Source organism: Flavobacterium riviphilum (assembly GCF_055231795.1).
Genome location: NZ_JBUYSY010000006.1, coordinates 46,505 through 71,714, shown reverse-complemented (window position 1 = coordinate 71,714; position 25,210 = coordinate 46,505). Strand labels below are relative to the sequence as shown.

The window sequence follows — 25,210 nt, the reverse complement described above, 5'->3', positions numbered from 1 at the left end:
TTACTTGCTATTATGTCTATTGACCTTTCTACATTAGATCCCAAACAAAATATCATCATCAAAGGAGCACAAGTCCATAATTTAAAAAATTTGGATGTAGTGATTCCTAGAAATCAATTGGTTGTCATCACAGGCTTATCAGGATCAGGCAAATCGAGTTTGGCTTTTGACACCTTGTATGCTGAGGGACAACGTCGTTATGTAGAAAGTCTTTCTTCGTATGCCCGCCAGTTTTTGGGTCGCTTGGACAAGCCCAAAGTAGACTATATCAAAGGTATTGCTCCTGCTATTGCTATTGAACAAAAAGTCAATACCACCAATGCGCGTTCGACCGTAGGTACCTCTACCGAAATTTATGACTATATCAAATTGCTCTATGCACGAATTGGTCGTACCTACTCCCCGATTTCGGGGCAGGAAGTCAAAAAAGACACCGTAACGGATGTTGTGCAATGTGTACAATCGTTGCCCGAAGACAGCAAATGGTTACTATTAGCTCCTTTGCATGTGGAAGCGGGGCGAAAAACCATCGACAAACTAAAAATACTGCAACAACAAGGATTTGCCAGAGTATTGGTTGATCAAGAGATGTTGCGCTTGGATGAGTATCTGGTTTCCATTGCTAGTACTCCAGAAGCAGCACTAGAAAAAGTCAACATTGCTTTAATCGTGGATCGTATTGTGGTCAAAACCGACGAAGCTTTCTACAATCGATTGGCCGATGCTGTACAAACGGCTTTTTATGAAGGCAAAGGATCTTGCAGTATCAAAGCGTTATCCTCAGACACTACTTATACTTTTTCTAACAGTTTTGCCTTAGACGATCTTACTTTTTTAGAACCTAATGTGCATTTATTCAGCTTCAACAATCCTTATGGTGCCTGCCCCACTTGCGAGGGTTATGGTAATATTATAGGTATCGACCCCGACTTGGTGGTCCCCAACACCACCTTATCCGTTTTTGAAAATGCTATTTTTCCCTGGCGAGGCGAAAGCATGGGGTGGTATCGAGATGAATTGGTAAAAAATGCTTATAAATTTGATTTTCCCATCCACAAACCTTATTTCCAATTGACCCCTGCTCAAAAAGAACTGCTTTGGACAGGTAACGCCTATTTTCAAGGATTGGATGGTTTTTTCAAAGAATTAGAAGAGAAAAATTATAAAATTCAAAATCGGGTCATGCTCTCTCGTTATCGAGGCAAAACCACTTGCCCTACTTGCAAAGGAAAGCGCTTACGAACCGAGGCTAATTATGTAAAAATACATCAAAAAACCGTTTCAGACTTGGTGGATATGCCCATCAAAGACCTGCTTTTGTTCTTCAAATCACTAGAATTAACCCCCTATGAAACACAAATTGCCAAACGCTTATTAGTAGAAATCAACAATAGATTGACTTTTCTAAGCAATGTAGGCTTGGATTATTTGACTCTGAATCGCCCCTCAGCCACTTTATCGGGTGGAGAATCGCAACGCATTAATTTGGCCACCTCTTTAGGTAGCAGTTTGGTAGGTTCTATGTATATCTTAGATGAGCCTAGCATTGGATTGCATCCTAAAGATACCGATCGATTGATTCAGGTCTTGCTTGCGTTGCGTGACCTAGGCAACACCGTCATTGTGGTGGAACACGATGAAGACATCATGAAAGCTGCCGACACTATTATAGACATTGGTCCTGAGGCCGGAAGTTTTGGGGGTACCTTAGTCGCGCAAGGCAGTTATGATGACTTTATCAAAGCGCAGTCGTTGACCGCAAAGTATTTGAATGGCAGTCTTAGCATTGCCGTCCCAAAAAAAAGACGTCCGTTTAAAAACTACATCGAGATTGTAGGGGCTAGAGAAAACAACTTACAAAATATCGATGTGGTTTTCCCACTGGATGTACTTACCGTAATTACAGGCGTTTCTGGAAGTGGAAAGAGTACTTTAGTGAAGAAAATTTTGTTTCCTGCTTTGCAAAAGAAACTGGAAAATGTAGGCGAAAAAGCCGGTCAATTTTCGGAAATGAAAGGTTCCTTTTCGCATATAAAACACGTAGAATATGTTGATCAAAATCCTATTGGACGTAGCTCTCGTTCCAATCCGGTGACCTATATCAAAGCCTATGATGACATACGAGATTTGTTTGCCAAAGAAAAACTATCCAAAGCCAGAGGCTACCAAGCTAAACATTTCTCCTTCAATGTTGACGGTGGTCGTTGCGAAGTGTGCAAAGGAGAAGGCAGCATCACGGTAGAAATGGTGTTTATGGCCGATGTTCAGTTGCCGTGTGAAACCTGTGAAGGACATCGCTTTAAAAAAGAAATCTTAGAAGTTAAATACGAAGGAAAGAACATTCACGATATCCTTACTTTTACCATTGATGATGCCTTGGCCTTTTTCCAACAACATCAACAAAAAAAGATTGTTCAAAAACTACAACCCTTGCAAGATGTAGGTCTGGGATATGTACAGTTGGGACAATCGTCCTCCACCTTATCTGGTGGTGAAGCCCAGCGTATTAAGTTGGCTTCCTTTTTGGTTAAAGGAGCTACCAAGGAAAAAGCTTTATTTGTATTTGACGAACCTACTACCGGATTGCATTTTCACGATATCAAAAAACTAGTCGCTTCCTTTGATGCGTTGATCGAAAAAGGGCATTCGTTATTGGTCATTGAGCACAACCTTGATTTGATTAAGTGTGCCGATTGGATTATCGATTTGGGTCCAGAAGGGGGCGCCAATGGTGGGCAACTTTTGGCTGCAGGTACCCCTGAAACAATTTGTAAGGAAGAGCGATCCATTACCGCTCAATATTTAGCGGAAAAATTAAACCCAGCAAATGATTGATTTGTTGGGTTTAATACTAAATTGAAAAAAAATTATAAAAGACAGTTTTCCTCAAAAAACTGACCGTCTTCATCTATACCTAAGACAATTTTACGAGCTTTGGAAATGTGATTGATGTACACCCAAACAAATGACCAAATCCCAAAGGTTATACAGGCTAAACTAAAATTTAATTTATGATTGACAAATCTTTTACGCTTGGATAATACCGCAAAGGGCAATTCGTCATTTCTTTCTTCTAAAACAAAACCTTCTTGTAATTTAGAATTTATAGATTCATTAAAAACAGCAAGGTCTTTCTGACTAGATTTTACATTTGTTTTCATGATTTGCTATTTTTTTTTTAAGATAAACTGTTATAATTTTCTTAATTTTTTATAGCACAAATTTACAACAGTAAAAATGCCTGAGCAATACCTAGATTTGGTGATTTTTAATTCAAAAACACTATTTTCTTTTCAAAGCTACTTACTATGAGGTTTCCCGTAAAATGGAAAAATCGTAAATCGATAAAACTCAAAAAAACTCGACCAACACCCTTATTCCTCTATCGACCTTCCGTTTGAATACCAAGTAATTACTCGTTATTTCTCTTTTTTTATGTTAAAACTAGGAGCAACATAATCGTCAGGCAGGTAGGATTCAGGGATGGTCGTATGATTGCCCTCGCGCAAGGCTTTGTAATGTGGCGACATAATTTCTATCCCCGCTTCAAAAAAACTATCTTGAATATTTTGATGCAGTGTAGAATAGACCAGTTGTTGCCTATTAGCTTCTTTGGTAAAAGCATTGATTTCATACGACACGTAAAAATCGTCTAAACTCTTTTGAATGACAAAAGGTGGAGGTTCTTGTAATAAAAATTCCGTGCGATGCGCTGCCGTTATAAGTGCTTGGTGGACGGCGCGCCATGGCACATCGTACCCAATGGTCACAGTAGAATGAATCACCAACCCTGGAGCATTTTCCTTACAGTTGGAAGAATAGTTAATAGAAGAACTTGACAATATAGTAGCATTGGGTATGGTAATATCTTCCATTTTAGGGGTACGAATGCGCACCACCAAAGCGGTTTTTTCTATCACTTCGCCACTAATATCCCCAATTTTGATAAAATCACCCGTTCTAAATGGGCGCATATACGTTATTACTAAACCCGCCACCATGTTGGCGATAGCGTTAGAAGAACCTATGGAAAACAACACCCCAATAAAAACAGAAACCCCTTTGAAAATGACCGAATCTGATCCCGGCAAATAGGGAAAAAGAATAACTAGCATGAATGCATACAAAAGCATTTTCACGATATTAAACGTGGGTTTGGCCCAATCGCTATAAAATCCTTTAATCACGATGTTCCCCTTTTGAATTTCATCCACAAAATAGCGCAGTATTTTGACCAAATAACGAAACAACAATACGATTACTAGGATTGAAAACAAATTGGGTAAAAAGTCTACGAAACTGACCAAGATAAACTTGGCGGGTTTCATAATCCAGTTTATAAGAGTGGTGGTATACCCTACTGTAGAAGGAAACACACTAAACAACAAAGGCAAGGAAAGGTAGACCAAAAAAATACTGGTCACCAACCGTAGTAGTTTTATCAATCGCAATGTAAAATACAATTGATTTTTGGGCGAAAGTATGTGGTGATTGTTGACTAAAAACCCTTTAAAGAAGCGATCGTCATTTTGCACCAAATACAGCATAAACTTTCGAAAAAGCACATGAATACCGTACAACAGTAAGAGCACACAACTTATAAAAAGCAACTCAATACCGATGCGCTTTATCCACTTTAAAGGGGCGTTGGTAATCAAATCCTCTTTAATTGCATTTCCTATAATTTTCTTGCGTTGTTCTGCCAATATAGGAGGCTCTTTTCCCTCCGCAGCTGCGTCTTTAGCGGTTATGGATAATAAGATAAAATCTGCTTTATACACCAAATCCAGGGTAAAATCTGAAGGCACAATTTTCAAAGAATCCGCTTCAAATAATGGATCGGAAGCAATTTGCAAAATGCGATCTGTAATGGCTTGTGCACGTTTTTCGGGAGAGAAACTTCCAATTTTATGATAAATAAAAAACAAAGTGTCTTTGAAAGGAGTTACGGGATAGCCTTGGATTTTGCTTGCCATGGAAATGCTGTCTTTTTTAGCAGTTCCTTGATTGGGGATATCGCCTTTTTTTTGTCCAAAAGTAAGCTGAGCAATACCTAAAACGAGTACTAAAAAACAAGAGGCTTTCATGGGTAATATCATATGCACTATTTTCTTAATTATGAAATGTAGGCAACGATAGTCGAAACGTAAGTCTGCTTGACTACTCCCTTTCGCTTGACTCCCACAGAAAATTGAAAAAAGTAGGCCAATCAAGGAGGTACTCACTGTTTTTCAACACCTTACCTTATTCTAAAGTACAAAATAGATTATAAATACCATCATAAAACCGAATCTTTTTTAATTCAGCATTCGATTAAAAAATAACATTAGCTTATTTTTTCCCTTTAAAGCGTGCCAAAACAGCATCCATTGCTTGATTAATTTCGGGGGAAACAACCATTTTGTAATTCACATACACATAGATAAGCGTAAGGAAAAAAGATTTTAAAAGAATCCCTAAAATAGGATGTATAGGAAATTGCCAGAAGTAAAAAAGGACAAAGATTCCTGAAGTAACTCCTAAGGAAAGCAGCGTTTGTTTGCTAAATGGATACAAATGCATGCGCTTGACCACAAAAAGCAGTTTAGCAACGCTGTAACAAGTAATAGACAATAAAGTAGCAAATGCAGAACCAATAATTCCATATAAAGGAATGAAAATCCAATTGAGTATAAAAGTCAACAAGGCCAACATTACCCCCAAAAATAAGACCATACGATAGTACTTAGAATTGAAAATAATCGCATTATTATTGCCTAACACTAAGTCGAAATATTTGGACAGCCCAATCATGAATACTACCATAATACCTCCGGCATATTCTTGAGGCAACAATTCATACAATTGATTGATGTTGACAAAAATGCACAACATCACAAATCCGCCCACCACTTGCAAATTGATGGAAGTTTTTTTATACAAATCGTTTAATTCGTCGTGTTTGTTTTCATGCATCAACTTAGCCGTTATTGGATACACAATTTGATGCATGGCACGACTAGGTACCGAAATCACCAAAGCAATATAAGTCGCAACCGAATAAAAAGCAATATTACCAATATCCATGTATTGGTTGAGCATGATTTTGTCGCCATCTAACAACAAATTGGCCACACTACCCGAAAGTATAATATAAAAAGAATACTCAATTATTCCTTTCACATTCGATGGTATAGCAAGTTGAAAGTGCGGTTTTTTTATTCGGAAAGCATACCACATGGTCACGATTAAGGCTACAAAATAAATACCAGCTGTCATATAAATGAACTGTACCGCCGTTATCCATTTCAAATAAATACCAATTAATGCCAATAAAGAGAAAAGTCGAAGTCCCACTTCTTTAATGAAATTTCCAAAAACCGAGTGCATGTGCACCCGTAACCAGGCGTAAAAAATTTCAAAATAAGCCATACATAAACCTACAAAGGGAATCAACCAAATGTAGTCTTGAACGATTGGGTTTTTTTGGGTCACAAACCAAGTAATTTCGTCATAGAAAAACACTCCTAACAGCAGTAAAGGAATACTCAATACCAAGGGAAAAACAACCGTAAAGGATAAAAACTGATTTCGTTCCGCTTCGGTTCGGCACTGCGAGTAAAATTTGACCATTGTATTTTGCATCCCTATAGCAAACAACGGCATAATGACATTGGCACAAGATAAAATATAATTGGATAGACCATAATAGGTTTTTCCCAAAATTGGAGGAAATAAGAACAAAGTACTTATACCGCCAATACCAAAACCTATGTACGTTATAATTGTATTTTTTAGTGATTGATTTAAAACAATGCCCATTAATTGGAAGTTAGAAGTTAGAAATTAGAAGTTAGAAGTGTAGCTAATTCTTTGGTTAAACTTTTTCTGGAATATTTTTGCAAACCTACGGCATGAGATTGTAACTTGCCTTCTAAAAATTGCTGATAATACGACAAAATTGTAGCCTTTAACTCCTGCTTTTTATCGTACTCAAAAAACACCCCTGTATTGGTACTAGTGATAATCTCGGCAAAATCAGAGTCGTTGGGACCAATGGCAAGTATAGGTCTACCAGAAACCATATATTCAAAAAGTTTCCCTGGGATGATGCTTTTGGTTTCTTCGGAGTCAATTTCGATAAGCAATAACACTTGTGATTTACGTTGATGCGCCACGGCTTCCTGATGCGATACATAACCTAAATTATTCAAATAGTCATCCAATTGATATTGCGCAATAGTATTTAAAACTTCTTGACTAATGGCTCCTATCAATTTTATCTCCAAATGCTTTTTGAAGTCTGGTACTTCGGCTATTAATTCCACCAAACTCTCCCAAAGAATCATTGGATTACGCGCCGATAGAAAAGAACCTATGTGCGCCAAAGTAAATTTAGCATCTAAGGTTTGTGGCGCAACATTTTCGGTATCATAGCCGTTGGTAATCACTTTAATGGGTTTTGAAGTGATGGCTTGAAACTCCGTTTTAGTTGTTTTGCTCGTTACAATAATCGTATCGGCTGCATTGAGCACTTGGTGTTCTAATGTTTTATGTTTATTGGCGGCATAAGCAGACAAACGCAAGGCTTTGTGATAACCTATCGTTGTCCAAGGATCTCGGAAATCGGCAATCCATTGGAACTTTACTTTTTTCTGCAACTTTAGTCCAATCAAATGCAAACTGTGCGGTGGACCAGAAGTAACGATAGTGTCAATATCATTTTCAGTAATGTATTTCTCTAAAAAAGCAACAGAGGGTTTCACCCAATACACCCGAGCATCAGGTATGAACAAATTACCACGTATCCACAATAAAAACGCTTCTAAAAAAGATTGTTTTTTTTGATTGGGAATAATTCCTGAGCTAATTTTTTTGGTTTTATTCTTGGAAAAAAAAGAAGCCAATTGGTAGGGTTCAAATATGCTTTTTTTCAAAATAATGGCTTGGTCAGACACTTCTTTTTCTAAATGCGCATCTACAATAGGGTACGTTGGATTTTCTGGCACGTACACTATGGGTTGAATCCCAAAATCGGGTAAATATTTCACAAACTTTAGCCAACGTTGCACCCCTGGCCCTCCGGCTGGCGGCCAATAATAGGTGATGATTAAAATTTTTTTGGAGTCAGTATTCAAAAGTTATGTATTTGAGTTTTTATTGATTTTTTCTAATTCTTCAATGTCTAAAAGATCTTTTGGACGATTGGCCGCTTTTTTAGCTTTAATTAAATTCTCATAATCAATAAAATAAACAGGGACCTCACTGATTTCCGCGATATAGGCTTTCTCTAAAAGTTGGTCAAAAGATATATTTTCTAATCCTTTAACAGAAGTCATTATATCCAATCTTAAATTAAAATTTAAAGTAATATCTGTCCAGCTTGGGATAAATTGCATTGTATTGATATTTTCAAAATTACCTAAACCTAAATCCAATAGAGCTAATCGTAAATTTTCTCTATTTTCAAGGGTATCCTCTATAAAAATATCAATATCTCCAGTATTTCTACCAAATCCATATATGCTAACAGCAAAACCACCTATAGTCAAATATTTTACTTGATGTATGGAAAAATATTTCCAAATTTCTATGATTTGACTATGCATTGATTATCTAGTAATTTTTTTGGCTGTTTTCAAAATATACGAAATCTCGATAATAGCCATTAGTTTTTCAAAACGTTGCTGTGGCGACATTTTTTTTATTTCCTTAATATACCGCTCTTCCATTGTAGATGGATGAGCATGATGTAATCTGGACGCTTCCATTTTAATAAATTAAGTTCCACAAAATTACAAATAATTACTTTACCTCATTCGTAACTTTCTTTCGCTCGACATATATCCCTCCTACCAAAAGCAATAGGATTCCAATAGAACTAACCAAGGCAATAGTACTTCCGGTTTGCACTACTTGTGGTTCAAATTTGAATTCCACTTTGTGTTTACCCGCTGGAATTTCAATAGCTCTCAAAACATAATCTGCTCTGTAAATTGGCGTTTCTTTACCATCAATATAGGCTTTCCAACCTTTGGCATAATACATTTCAGAAAACAGTGCTAAACCAGCGTTAGCGTTACTTGAAGTATACGTTAAATGATTCGGTTTATAGGCTTCTAAAGTAATTACCGCTGAACTATCTTTTACAAAGCTTTTATTTTGAATGGTAAACTCTTTTGTGTTAACAATAGCGACATTTTTAGAATCCAATTGATCCAAAGCTTTCATTTCTTCATCGGCAGAAGCCACAGCTTTTATTTGATTTACAAACCAAGCATTGCCATTGGCATTTGGATTTACCGTTGGAAATTCTTTGCCTTCTTTGTCCGTTTGAATGATGTATTTTACATTTAAAAAATCCAGCACTTCGATATTGTTTTTGGCAATTTGATAATCGAACAACTGTTGGATTCTTCTGGGTTTGGCGGCATGATACCCCCCTAAAGACTTATGAAAATAGGAAGCTCTGGCACTCGAAAAATTACCATTGACTTCAAACACACGATAATTGGATTGATCCTGTAATATTTGTCTATCGGCAGGTGTTTCTTGAAAAGGCACCGCCACTTCGCGTCCGCTAATGAAATCGTCCGCAGCTACGTATTTTTTATCTACAAAAAACAAATCGAATACCATGAGTACGCCAATAGCAATGATCACTGTTTTTTCGGCTAAACGTTTTTGTGTGTATGCCCACAAGAGCAAGGCTACCAAAATGATAAAAAATCCAGAACGAACAATATCGGCCGTGTACAAGGTTTGTCGATCCGCTTTTAAGGCGTCTACGAAACCGGGGCCGTAATTTTGTAAAAACATTCCATCGCTACTTCCTGCAAAACTCCAGGCACCTTTGCTTAAGAATAAAATCAAAAGAATACCTAAACTCAGTACGGAAGTTTGGATCAAACCTTTGGTCTGAGCTGTTTTTTCTAACTTGAAAAACGATTGTAATCCCATTATGGCCAACACCGGGAAGCAAAGCTCCAACACTACTTGTATAGAAGAAACCGCTCTAAATTTATCGTACAAAGGCAGATAATCAATACAAAAATCGGTAAGTAAACTAAAATTTTTACCCCAAGATAACACCAAGGCCATCATGGCTCCACCAAAAAAGACGTATTTTATTTTTCTATCATCGACAAATAAGGCCAAAATGGCTAGGAAAAACACCACAATTCCGATATAGGCCGGCGCCGCCACTATAGGTTGATCTCCCCAATAGGTGGGCATTCCTTTGACAAACTCTGCTGCTTGTCCTTCAGGTACCCCTTGCCCTATCATGAATTCGTACATTTGGCTGTCTTTGCCTAAAGCCTCGCTATTGGAGCCTCCAAATAATCTTGGAGCCATCAAATTGAAACTTTCCATAATACCATAACTGTATTCGGTTATGTATTCTCGAGACAAGGCACTATTTCCCGTTTTAGGAGACCCATCGGGATTGAACGTCAATTCGTTTTTTCCTCGGGTACTAAAGGCAGCATACTCGGAGGTAGCTAATAAATTGGTTGCATTGGCTCCTATTGCCAATATCCCAGCAATGGCAAGTATCCCCATACTTTTGGCTAACTCTTGATATTGCTTTTCTTTGATGGCTTGATATACATAATAGCCTACCAAAACCAACAAAAACAACAACAAATAATACGTCATTTGAAAGTGATTGGCATTGATCTCAAGTGCCGTAGCGAACAAAGTCACTAATCCACCCAAAATGTATTTTCGTTGAAAAACCAACACAAACCCTGCCACTACCAAGGGCATATACCCAATGGCATGAGCCTTGGCATTGTGCCCCACGCCTAGTATAATTATCAAATAGGTTGAAAATCCAAAGGCAATAGCGCCAAAAAATGCTTTTAGCGGATCGATTCTGAAAACCAGTAAAAGGCCATAAAACCCTAAAAAGTATAAGAATAGATAATCGGCTGGGCGTGGTAAAAATCGGATAGCATCGTCTAGTGCCCCAATGTAATCATGTGGATACTTGGCTCCCAGCTGATACGTTGGCATTCCTCCAAAAGCCGAATTGGTCCAATAGGGCTCTTGGTCTTCCATGGCTCTGAAATCGTTTTGTTCTTTGGCCATGCCTGTATATTGCGCAATATCAGACTGGAAAATTTGTTTGCCTTGAAGTACTGGATAAAAATAGATTAATGAAATCAGTACAAAACCTAGAATTGCTAAAGCGTGGGGATAGAATTTATTTAGAACTTTCAATGGAAATAAATTTGGATTAGATTAAAAATAGTGCTTAGGCCACAAATTTAATCTATTTCTTCGTAATCCACATATTCTCCCACTTTTTTGGTTTCTTTTGGGTTTTTGGAACGAGCAGTATCAATGATAATCTCGTCTTGATTGGAATAGTGGGTGCTATTTTGAGTGTACTGATGCTGACTATATTGCTGTTGTTGATGGAAATTTTCTTCCGCTTTTTGCACCACCTTTTTGACCAAAAGCGGTAGCAATAGTTTGGCTAAAAATTTAAAAACATAATAGAACATAATCATGTAAAATAATGTTTTTATAAATCCATTAAATGAAGCTGTTTGCATAAAGAAAATTTTTTTCAAAATTAGTAAATCTAAAATTGAATTGTAAAGTCAAATTCTTAAATAAATAATAAAATAATGTACATTTGATACCGTTAGTACATCAGACTCTTAAAACCATTAAATTATGAAAACCCATTTTTTAGCATTTTTCATCGTTTTTTCCTTTCTCCCTTTTCTTACTTATGCGCAATACACCGACCAAATCAACTCCAATCGTCCAGGCGAAACCATGTCGGCTTATGGAGTAGGAAAAAATGTGATACAAATTGAAACTGGCGTTTATGGTATTACTTCCAAACATAGTCTACTAGATTATGAAGTAAAAGGCTTTGGTCTTGATGCCACACTACGATGGGGAGCTTTTTTAGAAAATTTAGAAATTGTCGCCGATATTCAATATCAGAATGACGAATATGTGACCGATTTGAGTACTACCAATAGAGCCAACTTCAGACAAACTATTGCTGGTGCTAAATATCTCATCTACGATCCTTTCAAAAACTATGAAAAGAAAGTCAATTTATACAGCTGGAAAGCCAATCAGCGATTCAATTGGAGACAATTTGTGCCCGCTGTATCCGTGTTTGCTGGTGCCAATTTTGTATTTGACGGCAATCCCTATGCTTTTTCACTTGAATCGAGTATTTCGCCCAAAGCCATGATCATCACTCAAAATCATTTTGGAGACGGTCGTTGGGTGCTAGTTGGTAACTTTATAGCCGATTACATTGGAACTGATTATCCTAGTTATGGCTACATTTTGACCTTAACTCGCGGATTTAGCAAAAAGTGGTCAGGCTTTATTGAAAACCAAGGCTACAAAAGTGATTTTTATAGCGATGCTATTGTACGTGGAGGACTGGCTTATTTACTAAACAATAACTTCCAAATCGACGCTTCAGTAAGTACTACTTTCAAAGACACTCCGTCCTTTGTGTATGGAGGATTTGGAATTTCTTGGCGATATGATGGATTTTATCAAAAAAACTTAGCGAATCAAATCAAGAAAGGTAAAGTTAAATTAAATTAAGACCTCAATGTAAGAAGCCCAAGAAAGGGCTTTTTTTATGACCTAAAGTTGGTTATATTCGCACTCCTACTTATAGCATCACATGATATGATTACACTACACGAAGCCAAGACGAAAAAAGAAATTATTGAATTCATCAAGTTTCCTTTTTCACTCTATAAAGACAATCCGTATTGGGTCCCCCCGTTAATAGCCGATGAATTGGAAAGTTTTGACAAAACCAAAAATCCTGCTTTTGAACATGCCGAGGCGTATTTTTATGTAGCCAAACGCAACAATGAAATCGTAGGACGTGTGGCCGCCATCATCAATTGGCAAGAAGTGCGCCAACAAGGTAAAAAGAAAACACGTTTTGGCTGGTTTGATGTCATCGATGATATCGAGGTTACCAAAGCCTTATTGAAAAAGGTAACCGAATTGGGTCGTCAACATCAAATGGACCATATCGAAGGCCCTATTGGTTTTTCGAATTTGGACAAAGTAGGCTTATTAACAAAAGGCTATGATCAAATGGGTACCATGATTACTTGGTACAACCATCCGTATTATGTTTCCCATTTGGAACAATTGGGTTTTACTGTTGAAAAACAATACATCGAAAGTCTTTTCCCGTTTTCGAATGTGAAACCAGAACATTTCATGAAAGCTTCAGAATTGATCAAGAAAAGATATCAATTGCGCACGCTTAACTTCACCAAAACCAAAGACATTATGCCCTATGTGGATAAAATGTTCGATTTGTTTAATACTACTTATGCCAAATTAGCTTCATTTGTGGCTATTTCGGAAGTACAAAAGGCCTATTTCAAGAAAAAGTACCTCAATTTTATCAATCCAGAATACATTAAGTTTGTAGTAGACAAAGACAATCAATTGATCGCATTTAGCATAGTGATGCCCAACTTTGCTCCTGCGTTGCAAAAAGCCAAAGGAAAGTTATTCCCATTTGGATTTTGGCATTTATTACAAGCAAGAAAGCACAGCAAAGAAGTGGCTTTTTACCTCATCGGTATAGCCCCCGAATACCAAAACAAAGGCGTTACCGCTTTGATCTTTGAAGAGTACTACAAGACTTTTTCCGAAAAAGGCATCGAAACTTGTATTCGCACCCCTGAATTACTAGAAAACAATGCCATTCATCTGCTTTGGAAAAACTTTGATCCCGTGATTCATTGCGAGCGAAAAACATATAGTAGAAAGTTAGATAGTAGAAAGTTAGATAGTAGACGTTAGAAAGTAGACGTTAGAAAGTAGACGTTAGAAAGTAGAAGTTAGAAAATAGAAGTTAGAAAATAGAAGTTAGAAAATAGAAGTTAGAAAGTAGCAATTAGAAAGTAGCAATTAGAAAGTAGAAATTTGAAAGTAGAAATTTGAAAGTAGAAGATATAGCACAATGTGTGATATCTTTATACTTTTTTATCAAGTAACTTTTAGGTTATGCTTGACATACTAGAATATTTCGCTCTATAATTTATTATATAAATACTATATGATTTAAACCTAGTTTCAATATTTGAAATCTGGGTTAAACTTTGAATTGTGCAAACAAACTTTGATAATTTGGATTATTACCATCCATTTTTTTTAGCAATACTACGGTTTCTTGAGCTTTATCCATGGCATTCGATTGCATATATACAAACGCTAGCGCATAGTACAATTCAGAAGCATAGGGAGTTATTGTAATCCCTTTAGCAATAACACGTTGGGCTTCTTCTATTTTTTGGGACTGCAATAACAACAAGCTGTAATTGTAGTAAAGCTTTGGATTTTTAGACCCCAAAAGCACTGCTTTATCAAATGCAGCTACAGCGGCTTTGGGTTGTTTCATTTCACTATACAATAATCCTAAATTATAAAAGACTCGTTCATTTTTCGGGTCATTTTTAGCGGCCTTTACCAAGGAAGCTAAGGCCTGATTATTATTCCCTTGCGCATTATAAACAGCCGACAAATTGAGCCAAGCATAATTCATTTGGTCATCTTTTTTGAGTCCTTTGAGATAGTAAATTTTTGCTTTTTCTAATTCATTTGTTTTCATATAATAATCCGCAAGCAAGACATTCCCCGCTGAAAAGTCGGTTTGATAATGTAAAAACTGTAGTAATTCGTTTTGAGCCGCTTTGAAATCACTTTGAAAAGTAGCAGGCAATGTGGCTAAGGGAATCGACACTACCAAATCAGCGGCGGCAATGCGCACCGCTCTCACCTTATCCTTTAGCAAGGGAAACACGTGAGGCATCCACTGTTCGGGTGGAAAACTTTGCAGACTTCTGATGGATCGATAGCGTACTTGAGCCTCCTGACTTTTCAAACAAAACAATAGGGCTGCTACACTTTTGGGGGTTTGTATGGAGGATAGGTAAAAAGCAGCCGTAGCCTTTATTATTTGGGGAACTTCCTTACCATAAATTAAGCGTAAAAGATGGGGCTCACTCATCTCATTTAAGGCGCTTCCGGGTATTAAATCTTCTGCGAAATGGTAGGCTCTTTTTTCTCCATACCATTGTACAACAGTCTTGGCTAATTCGGCATTAGTTTTGTTTTTATGACAATTAGAACAAGCGTTGGGAGTGCCATAGCGTTGGGATAAATCAGGTCTTGGCGCCTTGAAATTATGATCGTGTCTGAAATCATTTCCCATATAAAATCTGCCCGGCATGTGACAACTGACGCACTTTGCTCCTTCCCCATCCGTGGCATGAAAGGTGTGTTTTCGGGTATCATATTGAGAAGCAACATGGCATTTCGTACAGGTTTGATTTCCTTGTCGCTTTAGTTGCGTGGTATGAACGTCGTGACAGTCACTACATTTCACTCCTTTGTTATACATTTTACTTTGCAAAAATGAAGCATAAATATAATCCTCCTCTTTGATTTGACCATCTTCAAAATAATATTCTTTGTCGGGAATTTGCGGAATGTAATTATCCAACAATTCTGTACTTTCAATATGCGTAGGTGCGATTTCAGTGGCTCTAGCATGACAGGGAGCACACGTATTTATCTCTTCCTTTTGCGAAGAATTTTTGGCTAATTTTAGAAAACTCCCTTTCATTCGTTCTCCGCTTTGATAGGCGGCTCCTTTGATGTAGTCCAAATGGGACGCTCCTGGCCCATGACAGCTTTCACAACTTACATTGATGACATCAAAGGTAGTTTGATAGGAATCCGTAGCACTTGAATATTTTTTTTGAAGGTTCGTAGAATGACAAGTAGCACACATCGTATTCCAATTTTGTGAATTCCCCGTCCAATGCAACCAATCCTTAGAAGAAATTTTTTGACCTGGGTATTGATGAAACCATCTTTTTTTCTCCGTGTCCCAACTCACCCTCGGAACTTGCATTCGCCCACCAGGAAAAGCCACTAGGTATTGTTGTAATGGGGTAAAACCAAAAACATATTTGACTTCATAATCATGATTTTTACCATCTTCTCCCTCGGTGTTGATGAAAAATTTAGTGCCTTTTTTAAAGAAATGACTAGTTACACCATCAGCAGTAAATGTGCTATTATCAAAATCCCCTTTTACCGTTTCAGGAGTGGGCAATAACATGGATTTATAATGATGGGAAGTAGTCCATTGTTGGTGTGTAGCACGATGACAATCGATACATTTTGAATCCCCTACATAAGCCCCATGACTTGGCTTGATCACAAAACATTCCTCGTAATTTGAATTATAATTTGTATAGAAAATGTATCCCAAAAAAATGAATAGTATTATAAAAATAAATACTACATAGCGGTAGAAACGTTTCAAAATAATTAGCTTAAGAGTTAGGTATTAAAAAAACAGAGTGATTTTGCCGTCTAAAATGACCTATTTTTCAAGAGATACTAAAACGACAAATATTGATAAATTAATAGCTAAATGCAAATTTCTTATTTAAAAACCTTATCTGATTCAGCTACTGACCAAAAAAAATTTGTTATAAAATATCATTCATAATTGAATCGAATTACCAGCAACTCTGTTAAAACAAACATACTAAAATCCTTTTACTTTTTGAAGTTCTATTATCTCCTTACAATTATTCAAAAAAAATATTTGTTAATATGAAAATAGTTTTGTGGTAGAAATTCGCAAAAAATCAGCATAAAAAATATTTTTTTCGTTTTTTTTACCATATTAATTTATAATTAATAAAATTTTAACAGCACCCTTTACTTTTGATCCTTGAATAATAAGTAAACAAAATTATTGGGTAAACAAACCATAAAACGATAAATAATGAAATTAATACTTCCATTAGCCCTGTGTTTTTTTTTCTGCTTTGTATCTTTTGAAATACAAGCCCAAAACATACTATATCCTTGGCGTGCAACTACAGCGATTGTCAAAAGTGGAAATTCTTTCGAAATTTGGTACAATGCGGTTAATAATGAAAAGATAACTCAAATCAAGTTGAGGAGCTCTTTTAAAACGATCACACCTAAATATGTGATAAAAAAGGGCAATTGGATATTTGACTCCACTTCGCTCAACACCTACAATACTAAAATAAAAGTTATTGTTCCTAAAAACACACCAGCAGATCGCTATTCTATCATGGTACAAACAAACCAAGGAAGTGCTACCTCCAATAGTGGTGTAAAAATAATTAACGCATACAAAGATCACTATTACCTCCTTCATTTATCTGATATACATGCATTTCAAAATGGGTATCCGTACACCATGGCTAAACTAAATACCTTGATTGAAGTAGCCAATATAATTAACCCTGAAATCGTATTTAATACTGGTGATAATTTGTATCGTCCAAACGAAGAAAGGATGCAAATACTTTTTGAAGGCAATGCAACCAAAAATGAAAAAGGATTAGATGCACTTAATGCGGCCCAATTTACAACCGTTGGCAATCATGATACCGATTTTGATCATGTTCCTGAAAATGGTTTTTACAAAGAAAAGGCCAATTGGTGGAACCGTTGGTGGGGATTACAATGCCATCAGTTTTCCTACGGTCCGTCGAATTTTATGATCCTTAACAATGCATGGGTAGGATTTGACCCCAAAGACCAAATCAAAACCACAGTGCAATGGGCTAAAAAAAAGAAAAGATCCGATTTATGGGTAGTTGCTGCTCATATCAAAGACTCTGAATTACTGGATGTAGATCAACACATCCCACTTAACTTAGTATTAGTGGGTCATAATCATCATATCGCTCATGAAAATCCTCGCCTTTTCAATTCCAAAAAAATTGAATACATAGCAAATTCCCTTAGAGATCATGAATCGTTTAACTTATATGAAATACATAATAAAAAAAGAGAAATACAACCAGTAGGTAAACTCACTGCACAAGTCACCTTTGCTGACCTAGTTCCTAATGAAAAAAACGAAGTAAGCTACCAACCCAAAATAGCTCTTTCCTACGCCTTTCCTAATAATGGAACAGCTACTAGTAACACTGCTACCCTACTTAATAAATTGGATTTTCCAATTCAAGACGCTAGAGTTCGAATGATAATGCCCTTGGGGCATCAATACACCGTGAATCATGGAAAAATCACTCAAGCATTTGACGGTGATGCTTTTCACATTGTTGATATCGACCTAACACTCCCTCCTAACAGCAGTATAACTACTACCATTCAAATAAAATAACAAGTATCAAAAAATAAAATCTAGAATAGCATGAAAAATAACCAACTTATACTGTATTGTATCGTATTAGGGTTTTCATTTATAATGAATGCTCAAGAATTAGGAGCCACGTTTGCCTGGCACTATAAAGAAATGGAAGGAGGACACGACTATCAATACAATCAATCAATTGCAAAAAAAGGATTACCAACAGACAACACCCATTGGTCAACTACAACCGAATGGTGGGAAAACATGGCGGAAGAAATAGAATATTCCGGTTTAAACTATATAGCGCTACTAAGCAGAGGCAATCAACCAAATGCTCCCGATAGAGGGAACGGAAATCCAAAACATATTAGTAAAATGGTAGATGCTATGGATAAAAGAGGCATCAATTCATTTAAATTGGCCATTTTTGACGATTGCCCTAACTCATGGACAGGAAGCAAAAACTGGAACGAATCGGCAGGAACCTCTTATTCTATGACGCCAAAATTTGACTGCAGCGTAGTAGATAATTACAAATACATATGGGATTACAATTTAAAAGAGGCCATTGGCAAAATCCCTGATGAGCGACGTTACAAAATTGATGGACGCATGGTCATTTATTTTTGGTCTGTAAAAACCGTTTGGATGAGTAATATTCAAGGTAATCTAACCAAAATTTTAGAACACATTAAAACCAAATGTTTTGAAACCTATGGTATTTATCCCTATTTTATAATTGATAGAGATTGGCTTGATGTAGATACAACCTTACAAAACTCTACTTTGGTAGACGCTGTACACAACTGGTTTTCTGCTGGTGGAGGCACCTCTATGACCTTACAATCTTGGACCGATCTCAAAACCAACACACTAAAAAAAACAGGGGTATGTATTCCCGGATTTAGTGCCCCAGACGATATAGAAGGTCGTCCCTTTTTAGACCCCAGTATGGGCACAACAGCACCAAAAGATAATGGCGCACGACTCAAATACGGTTTAAACAACACTGTAAAATCAGGGGCACAAATAACTTTAGTAGAAGGTTTTACCGATGCTGCCGAATCAGCTGCACTTTGGAGAAGCTCTGACGAAGGACAATTTAAATATTATGACTACCCAAATCAACGACTCAACATCTTGAGGAGTTACAGCACTAATCCGTATCCGAATTTTCTAAAAATGGAAATAGAAGCTTGCGATTTTCATAAAGATGAAACGCCAGGCAATAGCGGTGGTGCCTTTTTGGATATAGGCGATTTGGATGTCGAAAAAAGTACTGATACCAAAGGCGGCTGGCAAGTGGTCAATACCCAAGCCAATGAATGGATGGAATGGCGAGAATTACCCTTACTTAAAGAAACCAAATTTCAAATTCGATATAAATCTACCGCTCCCGCTTCAATTCAAATTAGTGTTGATGGCATAGTATTACCAAGTACAGCATTACCAAATTCGAATGGGGCTTGGACTACTATTGATGCCGGCAATTATAACATTACTGCAAATAGCGTACACACTGTTCGTTTGACAATACTTTCAGGTTCACCCGACCTAAACTACCTCATCAGAAGCAATGCAAATACTACAGTCGTTCCTTTACAAAGTATAACCATCAGCCCTGAGTCCATAAAAATCGAACGTTTACAAACCCAATCTTTAAATAGCATTGCAACACCTGCAAATGCAACCAATACAGCTGTTACTTGGAGCAGTAGTGATACATCGGTAGCCACTGTTGATACAAATGGTTTAGTTACAGGAGTTAAAGAAGGAAACGCAATAATCACCGCTACTTCAATCGAAGGTCAAAAAACAGCATTAGCAACAGTAACTGTAACAGCATCATCAACCACCACCTTGCAAGCTGAGGACGCCACCTTTAAAGGTCCTATAGTAGCGACCAATCAACCCGGATACAATGGAACCGGTTTTTTAGATTTTACAAACAATGCGGGTGACACTATCAAATGGGTATACAATGCTAGCGAGGAAGGGGCTTATAATTTGAGTATTCGCTATGCTTTGCCAAACGGAGGCAGGCCGCTAGAATTAAAAATCAACAATACGATTATTGAACCTTCATTAAATTTTCCTGCCACAGGTACGTGGTCTACATGGAAATATTTAACAATTACTCAAAATTTAAAAATTGGTCAAAATGAAATCATGCTCTCTTCCATTGGTCAAAATGGCGGTAATATAGACGAGATCATGATTGCCAAAAACAATGCTTTAAATACTCAGGATTGGGATAAAATGGCTAACAATAAAACAATATTACTGTACCCAAACCCATACAAAGAAGGACCTCTAACTCTAGCGCTAAACGGTTTTGAATCGAATGAAATGCTCAACATTTCAATACACAACGCCTTAGGTAAAATGTGTTTTCAAACCCTACTCCCTTATGCTGAAACCATCCAATTGGAAGTATCAGGCCAGCTAAAAGAGACTTTATATTTTCTTACTATTGAATCTAATAAATCAAAAATTATAAAAAAAATACTTATGAAGTAACGACGTAAACCATAAAAATTACAAATACCACAACCTTAAAAATTAAATTATGAAAAAAAAACTAGTACCCATCGTTTTTGTTTGGCTTAGCTTACTGTTAAACTATAGTAAGGCGATATCCCAAGATATTGGAGCTACCTTTTGTTGGCAATACCAAGAAATTTATGGAGGACATCGGTCCTACGATTTCAACAAATCCATTGTCACAGACAATCTACCTACTTCCACTACACCCGAATGGGTAGGCATGACGCAATGGTGGGAAAACTTGGTTGAAGAGATTGATTATTCAGGTATCGATTTTGTTGCCATGCTAAGCAGAGGCAATCAACCCAATGCTCCAGATCGAGGTAATGGTAATCCTATTCATATTTCCAAAATGGTAAATGCGATGAATACAAGAGGTACCTCAAATTTTAAATTAGCGATTTTTGACGATTGTCCCAATTCTTGGACCGGAAGTAAAAACTGGGATGAATCAGGCGGAACAAACTACACTACTTCAATAAAATTTGATTGTAGCAATACGGCCAATTATAAGTACATCTGGGATTACAACCTCAGACAAGCGATAGCCGCAATTCCAGATGCAAAACGATATAAGATAAATGGACGAATGGTTATTTTCTTCTGGTCTGTAAAGCCCACTTGGATGTCAAACACACAAGGAAATCTCTCGAAAATCCTCACCCATATCCGAGCCAAATGTCAAGCCGAATTTGGTTTCACTCCCTATATTATAATCGATAAGGATTGGTTGCCCAACGATACTACTTTAAGCGCAACTACTGTTGATGCAGTCCACGGTTGGTTTTCAGTAGCCAATGGAATTTCTTATACTTTAGAGACTTGGAATGGGAATACAACTGGTGCCCTTTGTCCTGGTTTTGGTAAACCAACTGAAACAGCAAATTATCTTGAACCTAGTATGGGAACTACTGACAATGGTAAAAGATTAAAAACAGGCTTAACTGCTACGGTTGACGCAGGTGCAAGAGTCACATTAGTAGAAGGATTTACCGATGCGGCAGAAGCAGCTGCTTTATGGCGCAGTAATGACCCACAATATTACGATTATCCCAATCAAAGATTAAACATCTTAAGACGATATACCAATACTCCTTATCCCGCCGTTTTGAAAATGGAAGCCGAAGCCAGCGATTTTAATTTTGATACAACAGCTGGCAACTCTGGAGGCACCTTCTTAAAAGCAGGCAATTTGGATGTAGAAAAATGTAATGATACCTTTGGCGGTTGGAATGTTACTGATACCCAACCAACCGAATGGTTAGAATGGCGAGAAGTACCTTTACTAAAAAACACTAAATTTCAATTGCGCTACAAATCGTCTGCAAATGCCTCTATCAAATTTTCTGTAGATGGCGTAGATTTATCAGTAATTAATCTTCCCAACACCAATGGAATTTGGACTACCATCGATGCGGGTAATTATAATACTGCAAGCAATAGCTTACATACAGTAAGACTGACTATAGTTACAGGAACACCTGATATTAATTTCATCAATCGTGTAAATGGATTCATTGCCGTTACGAATGTAACGTTGACTCCTTCAATGACAACCATAGTTGACGGATCAACTCAACAACTTACAGCCACTATCACCCCAACCAACGCTACCAACAAAAACGTAACTTGGTCCTCAAGCAATACAACAGTAGCAACAGTAAATGCAACAGGACTTGTTACAGCTATAAACCCTGGAACAGCCACCATCACAGCTACTACACAAGACGGTGGTAAAACCGATACGTCTAGTATCACCGTATTTGCTGCTTCAAATCCCCCTAAAACGTTACAAGCGGAAACTGCTACTTTGAGTGGAACTACTATAGCAACCAACCAAACAGGGTATAACGGAACAGGGTTTGTTGATTTTGTAAATGACACTGGCGATTACATACAATGGTCGGTAACAGTTCCTAAAACAGACACCTACGAATTGCGTTTCCGATATGCATTACCTAACGGAGGACGACCTTTGGAAGTAAAAGTTAATGGAACTGTAAAAGTAGCCTCATTGGACTTCCCAGCTACAGGACTATGGAATACATGGCAAACCATTTCCATAGATCAAACTTTAAATACTGGTGCAAATACTATACGACTTACTTCAATAGGTAGTAACGGGGGTAACATTGATGAACTTGTAGTTATCCCTTATCTAGATGATTGTGATGCTACAAGCAGTTGGTCTACCGCTTCAACGAACACCTTGACTAACAACACTACAAATAAAAAACAAGGTGCAGGTTGTTTACAAATGACTGGAAGTGCTACTGAAGAATTCAAAACTGTTTTTACCCCTGCCTTCAATTCTGGTCTCACTTCAAGCAATGGCGTACTTACCTTTTGGTATTTTGTGTCAGATGTCACCAAATCTGGAACGGTTAGAGTAGAATTAGGCAGTGGCGGTATGGCAGATAGCGATGAATACAGCTGGCCACTTAGTGGATTGATAAATGGCTGGAACAAAATCAGTCTTAAACTCAGCGAGGCAACCGTAGTAGGCACTCCAAATCTAAACGCTATAAACTGGTTCCGCTTATACAATCCCAAAACAGCTAGTATAACCACCAGAATTGATGCGCTTCAAATTATAACCACTACTGTTGAAAATTCTCAAAAAAATGTGAGCGCAAAAAACAAAAACGTAACTAATGCTACTCCAACCCAAGATCCTTCCTTCGGTATATACCCCAACCCGTATCAAAGCGGTCTGCTTACTATTAAGCTAGGTAACTTTGACATCACTAAGGACACCCAAGTAAGAATTACCAATAGCTTAGGTCAAGTAGTCTTCGAAACTTTATCAGTGGGACAAAATGAAGTAGTGATTCCACTCCCTAATCATTTAGCAAAAGGATTATATTTTGTAACCGCTACTAATGAAAACAAACAAAATGTTCAGAAATTACTAGTAGAATAATTTTTAGCCAAACCCATACGAATACAAAGACCTTAAGTGGAACTGTTGCAGTATGGGTTTTTTATTTTATTTAAAGGATAGAATGACAGATCCCGAAATTCAGATATTAATAAACACAAATTGTATATTAAAATTATCTACATCTAATTTTCTTCAGCATAATTATATCTCATAGTAGCATCAATTGAATTTAGTACCTCTTCAAAAGCACAAACTAACATTCTAAAAAAATTGGAATAAATTCAGAAAACAAAAGTAATTGCTCATGGCTGATAATTTTCAGAAATAGGCAGCAAACGTTTTTTCTTTAATTAAAAATAGCTCATTAACTCATATTTTATTTGAAAATTAAGAGTTGCTTCAAAGTCTAATAGCAATTTTGAGTTAAGCAGAAAACAAACCTATGCTCATCGCCATATTCACAAAAAGTACCATCAATATTTAGCAATAGTATCGTTTTTAAAGTAAAAAAATCAAGTTGTCATAAATTAAAAACTATTAAGGCAAAATTATGAATCACGTTAAGTATTAATTAAGCCTTTATTAATAGTGACTCAATACATTTGAAACCTATTTGAATTAGACCATGACTGACTTTTTCTTAAAAAACATCAAATCCTTTTTTTTCATAAAGCAAGCCAATCGTTTGTTTGGCATCCTGCTCTTTTGCTTTTATCCTTATTTAGGAACAGCTCAAAAAATCAAAATTATCGTATTTGGGGATTCTCAAAAAATAGTCAATGAATCACCTGTAGACTATTTAAACGGCATGCAACAATTACTGACCGATCCACAAACTGATGATGCAGATTTCATCCTTCAAATGGGCGACCTAGTGGAAGACAATCAAGTAGAAAATTGGAAAATCGTTCAACAAGCTTGGCAAAGATTAGATGAAAAAATACCCTATGTCTTGAACCTTGGCAATAATGATGTATTTAGAGACCCAAAGGCAAAAAACTTCAATACATTTTTCCCTCTAAAAAAATACAAAAAATGGAAATCCTTTGTCGGTCATCATACCCATCACAACAATGTAGCGCATCGTTTTTTTAAATCAGGAAGCAAATGGTTAGTGATATCGTTACAATACGGCGCGGATAACAAAACCGTTCTTTGGGCTGAAAAATGGATAAAAAAAAGCGCAACAGAACACGTGATTTTAATTTCACATGATGCCAATAGCAGTTCCAAAATCACACAACTCGGTTTAAAATACCCCAATGTAATAGCCGTATTAGCTGGACATACAGCCCGTTCTGGACCAACAGTTTTAATCAAGACAAATGGGAAACCTTTATTGTATTTAAAAACCTGCTTCCACGATAAAAAATTAGATCTCTATGGCTGCCATGTTTACTTCGATATTGAAAAAGGGACGATTTCTGGAAAATACTATGCTTCAAATTATCAAAAATTTTGGGACAATGACTCCAATATAGCCAAAAACCATCCCAAAAGACCTATTGAAACAGAATGGTCATTTTCAGGTTTTAAATGACAATGAATACAAGACGTTAATTTCTCAATACTCAATAACAACTATAACCTATTGAATAACCTAAAACCAATATAAA

General features: G+C 36.8%; 16 protein-coding genes. 7 read left to right on the top strand and 9 right to left on the bottom strand.

The window, feature by feature from the left end:
- The first annotated feature begins 12 nt into the window (after positions 1-12).
- Complete coding sequence (gene uvrA / locus ACZIX2_RS07980) at positions 13-2,835, top strand: excinuclease ABC subunit UvrA (RefSeq protein WP_463339645.1); 2,823 nt, start codon at positions 13-15, stop codon at positions 2,833-2,835.
- 32 nt (positions 2,836-2,867) lie between these two features.
- Here the strand turns inward: uvrA and ACZIX2_RS07975 are convergent, their stop codons facing one another.
- The 8 genes from ACZIX2_RS07975 to ACZIX2_RS07940 all read right to left on the bottom strand — a co-directional run bounded on the left by ACZIX2_RS07975 (position 2,868) and on the right by ACZIX2_RS07940 (position 11,543).
- Complete coding sequence (locus tag ACZIX2_RS07975; protein ID WP_463339563.1) at positions 2,868-3,161, bottom strand: hypothetical protein; 294 nt, start codon at positions 3,159-3,161, stop codon at positions 2,868-2,870.
- Positions 3,162-3,419: 258 nt separating this feature from the next.
- Positions 3,420-5,099 (bottom strand): mechanosensitive ion channel family protein, encoded by a 1,680-nt coding sequence (locus ACZIX2_RS07970; RefSeq protein ID WP_463339562.1) that lies wholly within the window; start codon positions 5,097-5,099, stop codon positions 3,420-3,422.
- 232 nt (positions 5,100-5,331) lie between these two features.
- Positions 5,332-6,801: an oligosaccharide flippase family protein gene (locus ACZIX2_RS07965; protein ID WP_463339561.1), complete on the bottom strand. Its 1,470-nt coding sequence runs from the start codon at positions 6,799-6,801 to the stop codon at positions 5,332-5,334.
- Between the two features lie 17 nt (positions 6,802-6,818).
- Complete coding sequence (locus ACZIX2_RS07960) at positions 6,819-8,117, bottom strand: glycosyltransferase family 4 protein (protein WP_463339560.1); 1,299 nt, start codon at positions 8,115-8,117, stop codon at positions 6,819-6,821.
- 3 nt (positions 8,118-8,120) lie between these two features.
- Positions 8,121-8,588 carry a hypothetical protein gene (locus ACZIX2_RS07955; RefSeq protein ID WP_463339559.1) on the bottom strand — a complete coding sequence of 156 codons (468 nt, stop codon included), beginning with the start codon at positions 8,586-8,588 and terminating at the stop codon, positions 8,121-8,123.
- Between the two features lie 3 nt (positions 8,589-8,591).
- The gene (locus ACZIX2_RS07950) at positions 8,592-8,750 is read right to left on the bottom strand and encodes a hypothetical protein (protein ID WP_463339558.1); all 159 of its coding nucleotides are present in this window, start codon (positions 8,748-8,750) and stop codon (positions 8,592-8,594) included.
- 34 nt (positions 8,751-8,784) lie between these two features.
- Positions 8,785-11,205 (bottom strand): YfhO family protein, encoded by a 2,421-nt coding sequence (locus ACZIX2_RS07945; RefSeq protein ID WP_463339557.1) that lies wholly within the window; start codon positions 11,203-11,205, stop codon positions 8,785-8,787.
- A gap of 47 nt (positions 11,206-11,252) precedes the next feature.
- Positions 11,253-11,543 carry a DUF4834 family protein gene (locus ACZIX2_RS07940; RefSeq protein WP_463339556.1) on the bottom strand — a complete coding sequence of 97 codons (291 nt, stop codon included), beginning with the start codon at positions 11,541-11,543 and terminating at the stop codon, positions 11,253-11,255.
- Between the two features lie 124 nt (positions 11,544-11,667).
- Here ACZIX2_RS07940 and ACZIX2_RS07935 point away from each other — a divergent pair, with 124 nt between their 5' ends.
- The gene (locus tag ACZIX2_RS07935; RefSeq protein WP_463339555.1) at positions 11,668-12,573 is read left to right on the top strand and encodes a transporter; all 906 of its coding nucleotides are present in this window, start codon (positions 11,668-11,670) and stop codon (positions 12,571-12,573) included.
- Positions 12,574-12,660: 87 nt separating this feature from the next.
- Positions 12,661-13,806, top strand: coding sequence for a GTP cyclohydrolase (locus tag ACZIX2_RS07930; protein WP_463339554.1), 1,146 nt, complete (start codon positions 12,661-12,663; stop codon positions 13,804-13,806).
- 292 nt (positions 13,807-14,098) lie between these two features.
- Here the strand turns inward: ACZIX2_RS07930 and ACZIX2_RS07925 are convergent, their stop codons facing one another.
- Entirely contained in the window at positions 14,099-16,234 is a 2,136-nt protein-coding gene (locus tag ACZIX2_RS07925) for a tetratricopeptide repeat protein (RefSeq protein ID WP_463339553.1), read from the bottom strand.
- 576 nt (positions 16,235-16,810) lie between these two features.
- Between ACZIX2_RS07925 and ACZIX2_RS07920 the strand changes: the two genes are divergently transcribed.
- From ACZIX2_RS07920 to ACZIX2_RS07905, 4 genes are all read left to right on the top strand, one after another.
- On the top strand, positions 16,811-18,193 hold the full coding sequence (locus tag ACZIX2_RS07920; RefSeq protein WP_463339552.1) for a metallophosphoesterase family protein: 1,383 nt from the start codon (positions 16,811-16,813) through the stop codon (positions 18,191-18,193).
- A 30-nt stretch (positions 18,194-18,223) separates the two neighbouring features.
- On the top strand, positions 18,224-20,683 hold the full coding sequence (locus tag ACZIX2_RS07915) for a DUF5010 domain-containing protein (protein WP_463339551.1): 2,460 nt from the start codon (positions 18,224-18,226) through the stop codon (positions 20,681-20,683).
- A 49-nt stretch (positions 20,684-20,732) separates the two neighbouring features.
- Positions 20,733-23,633, top strand: a complete 2,901-nt coding sequence (locus tag ACZIX2_RS07910) for a DUF5010 domain-containing protein (protein WP_463339550.1) — start codon at positions 20,733-20,735, stop codon at positions 23,631-23,633.
- Positions 23,634-24,219: 586 nt separating this feature from the next.
- Complete coding sequence (locus ACZIX2_RS07905) at positions 24,220-25,134, top strand: metallophosphoesterase family protein (RefSeq protein WP_463339549.1); 915 nt, start codon at positions 24,220-24,222, stop codon at positions 25,132-25,134.
- Positions 25,135-25,210: the final 76 nt, after the last annotated feature.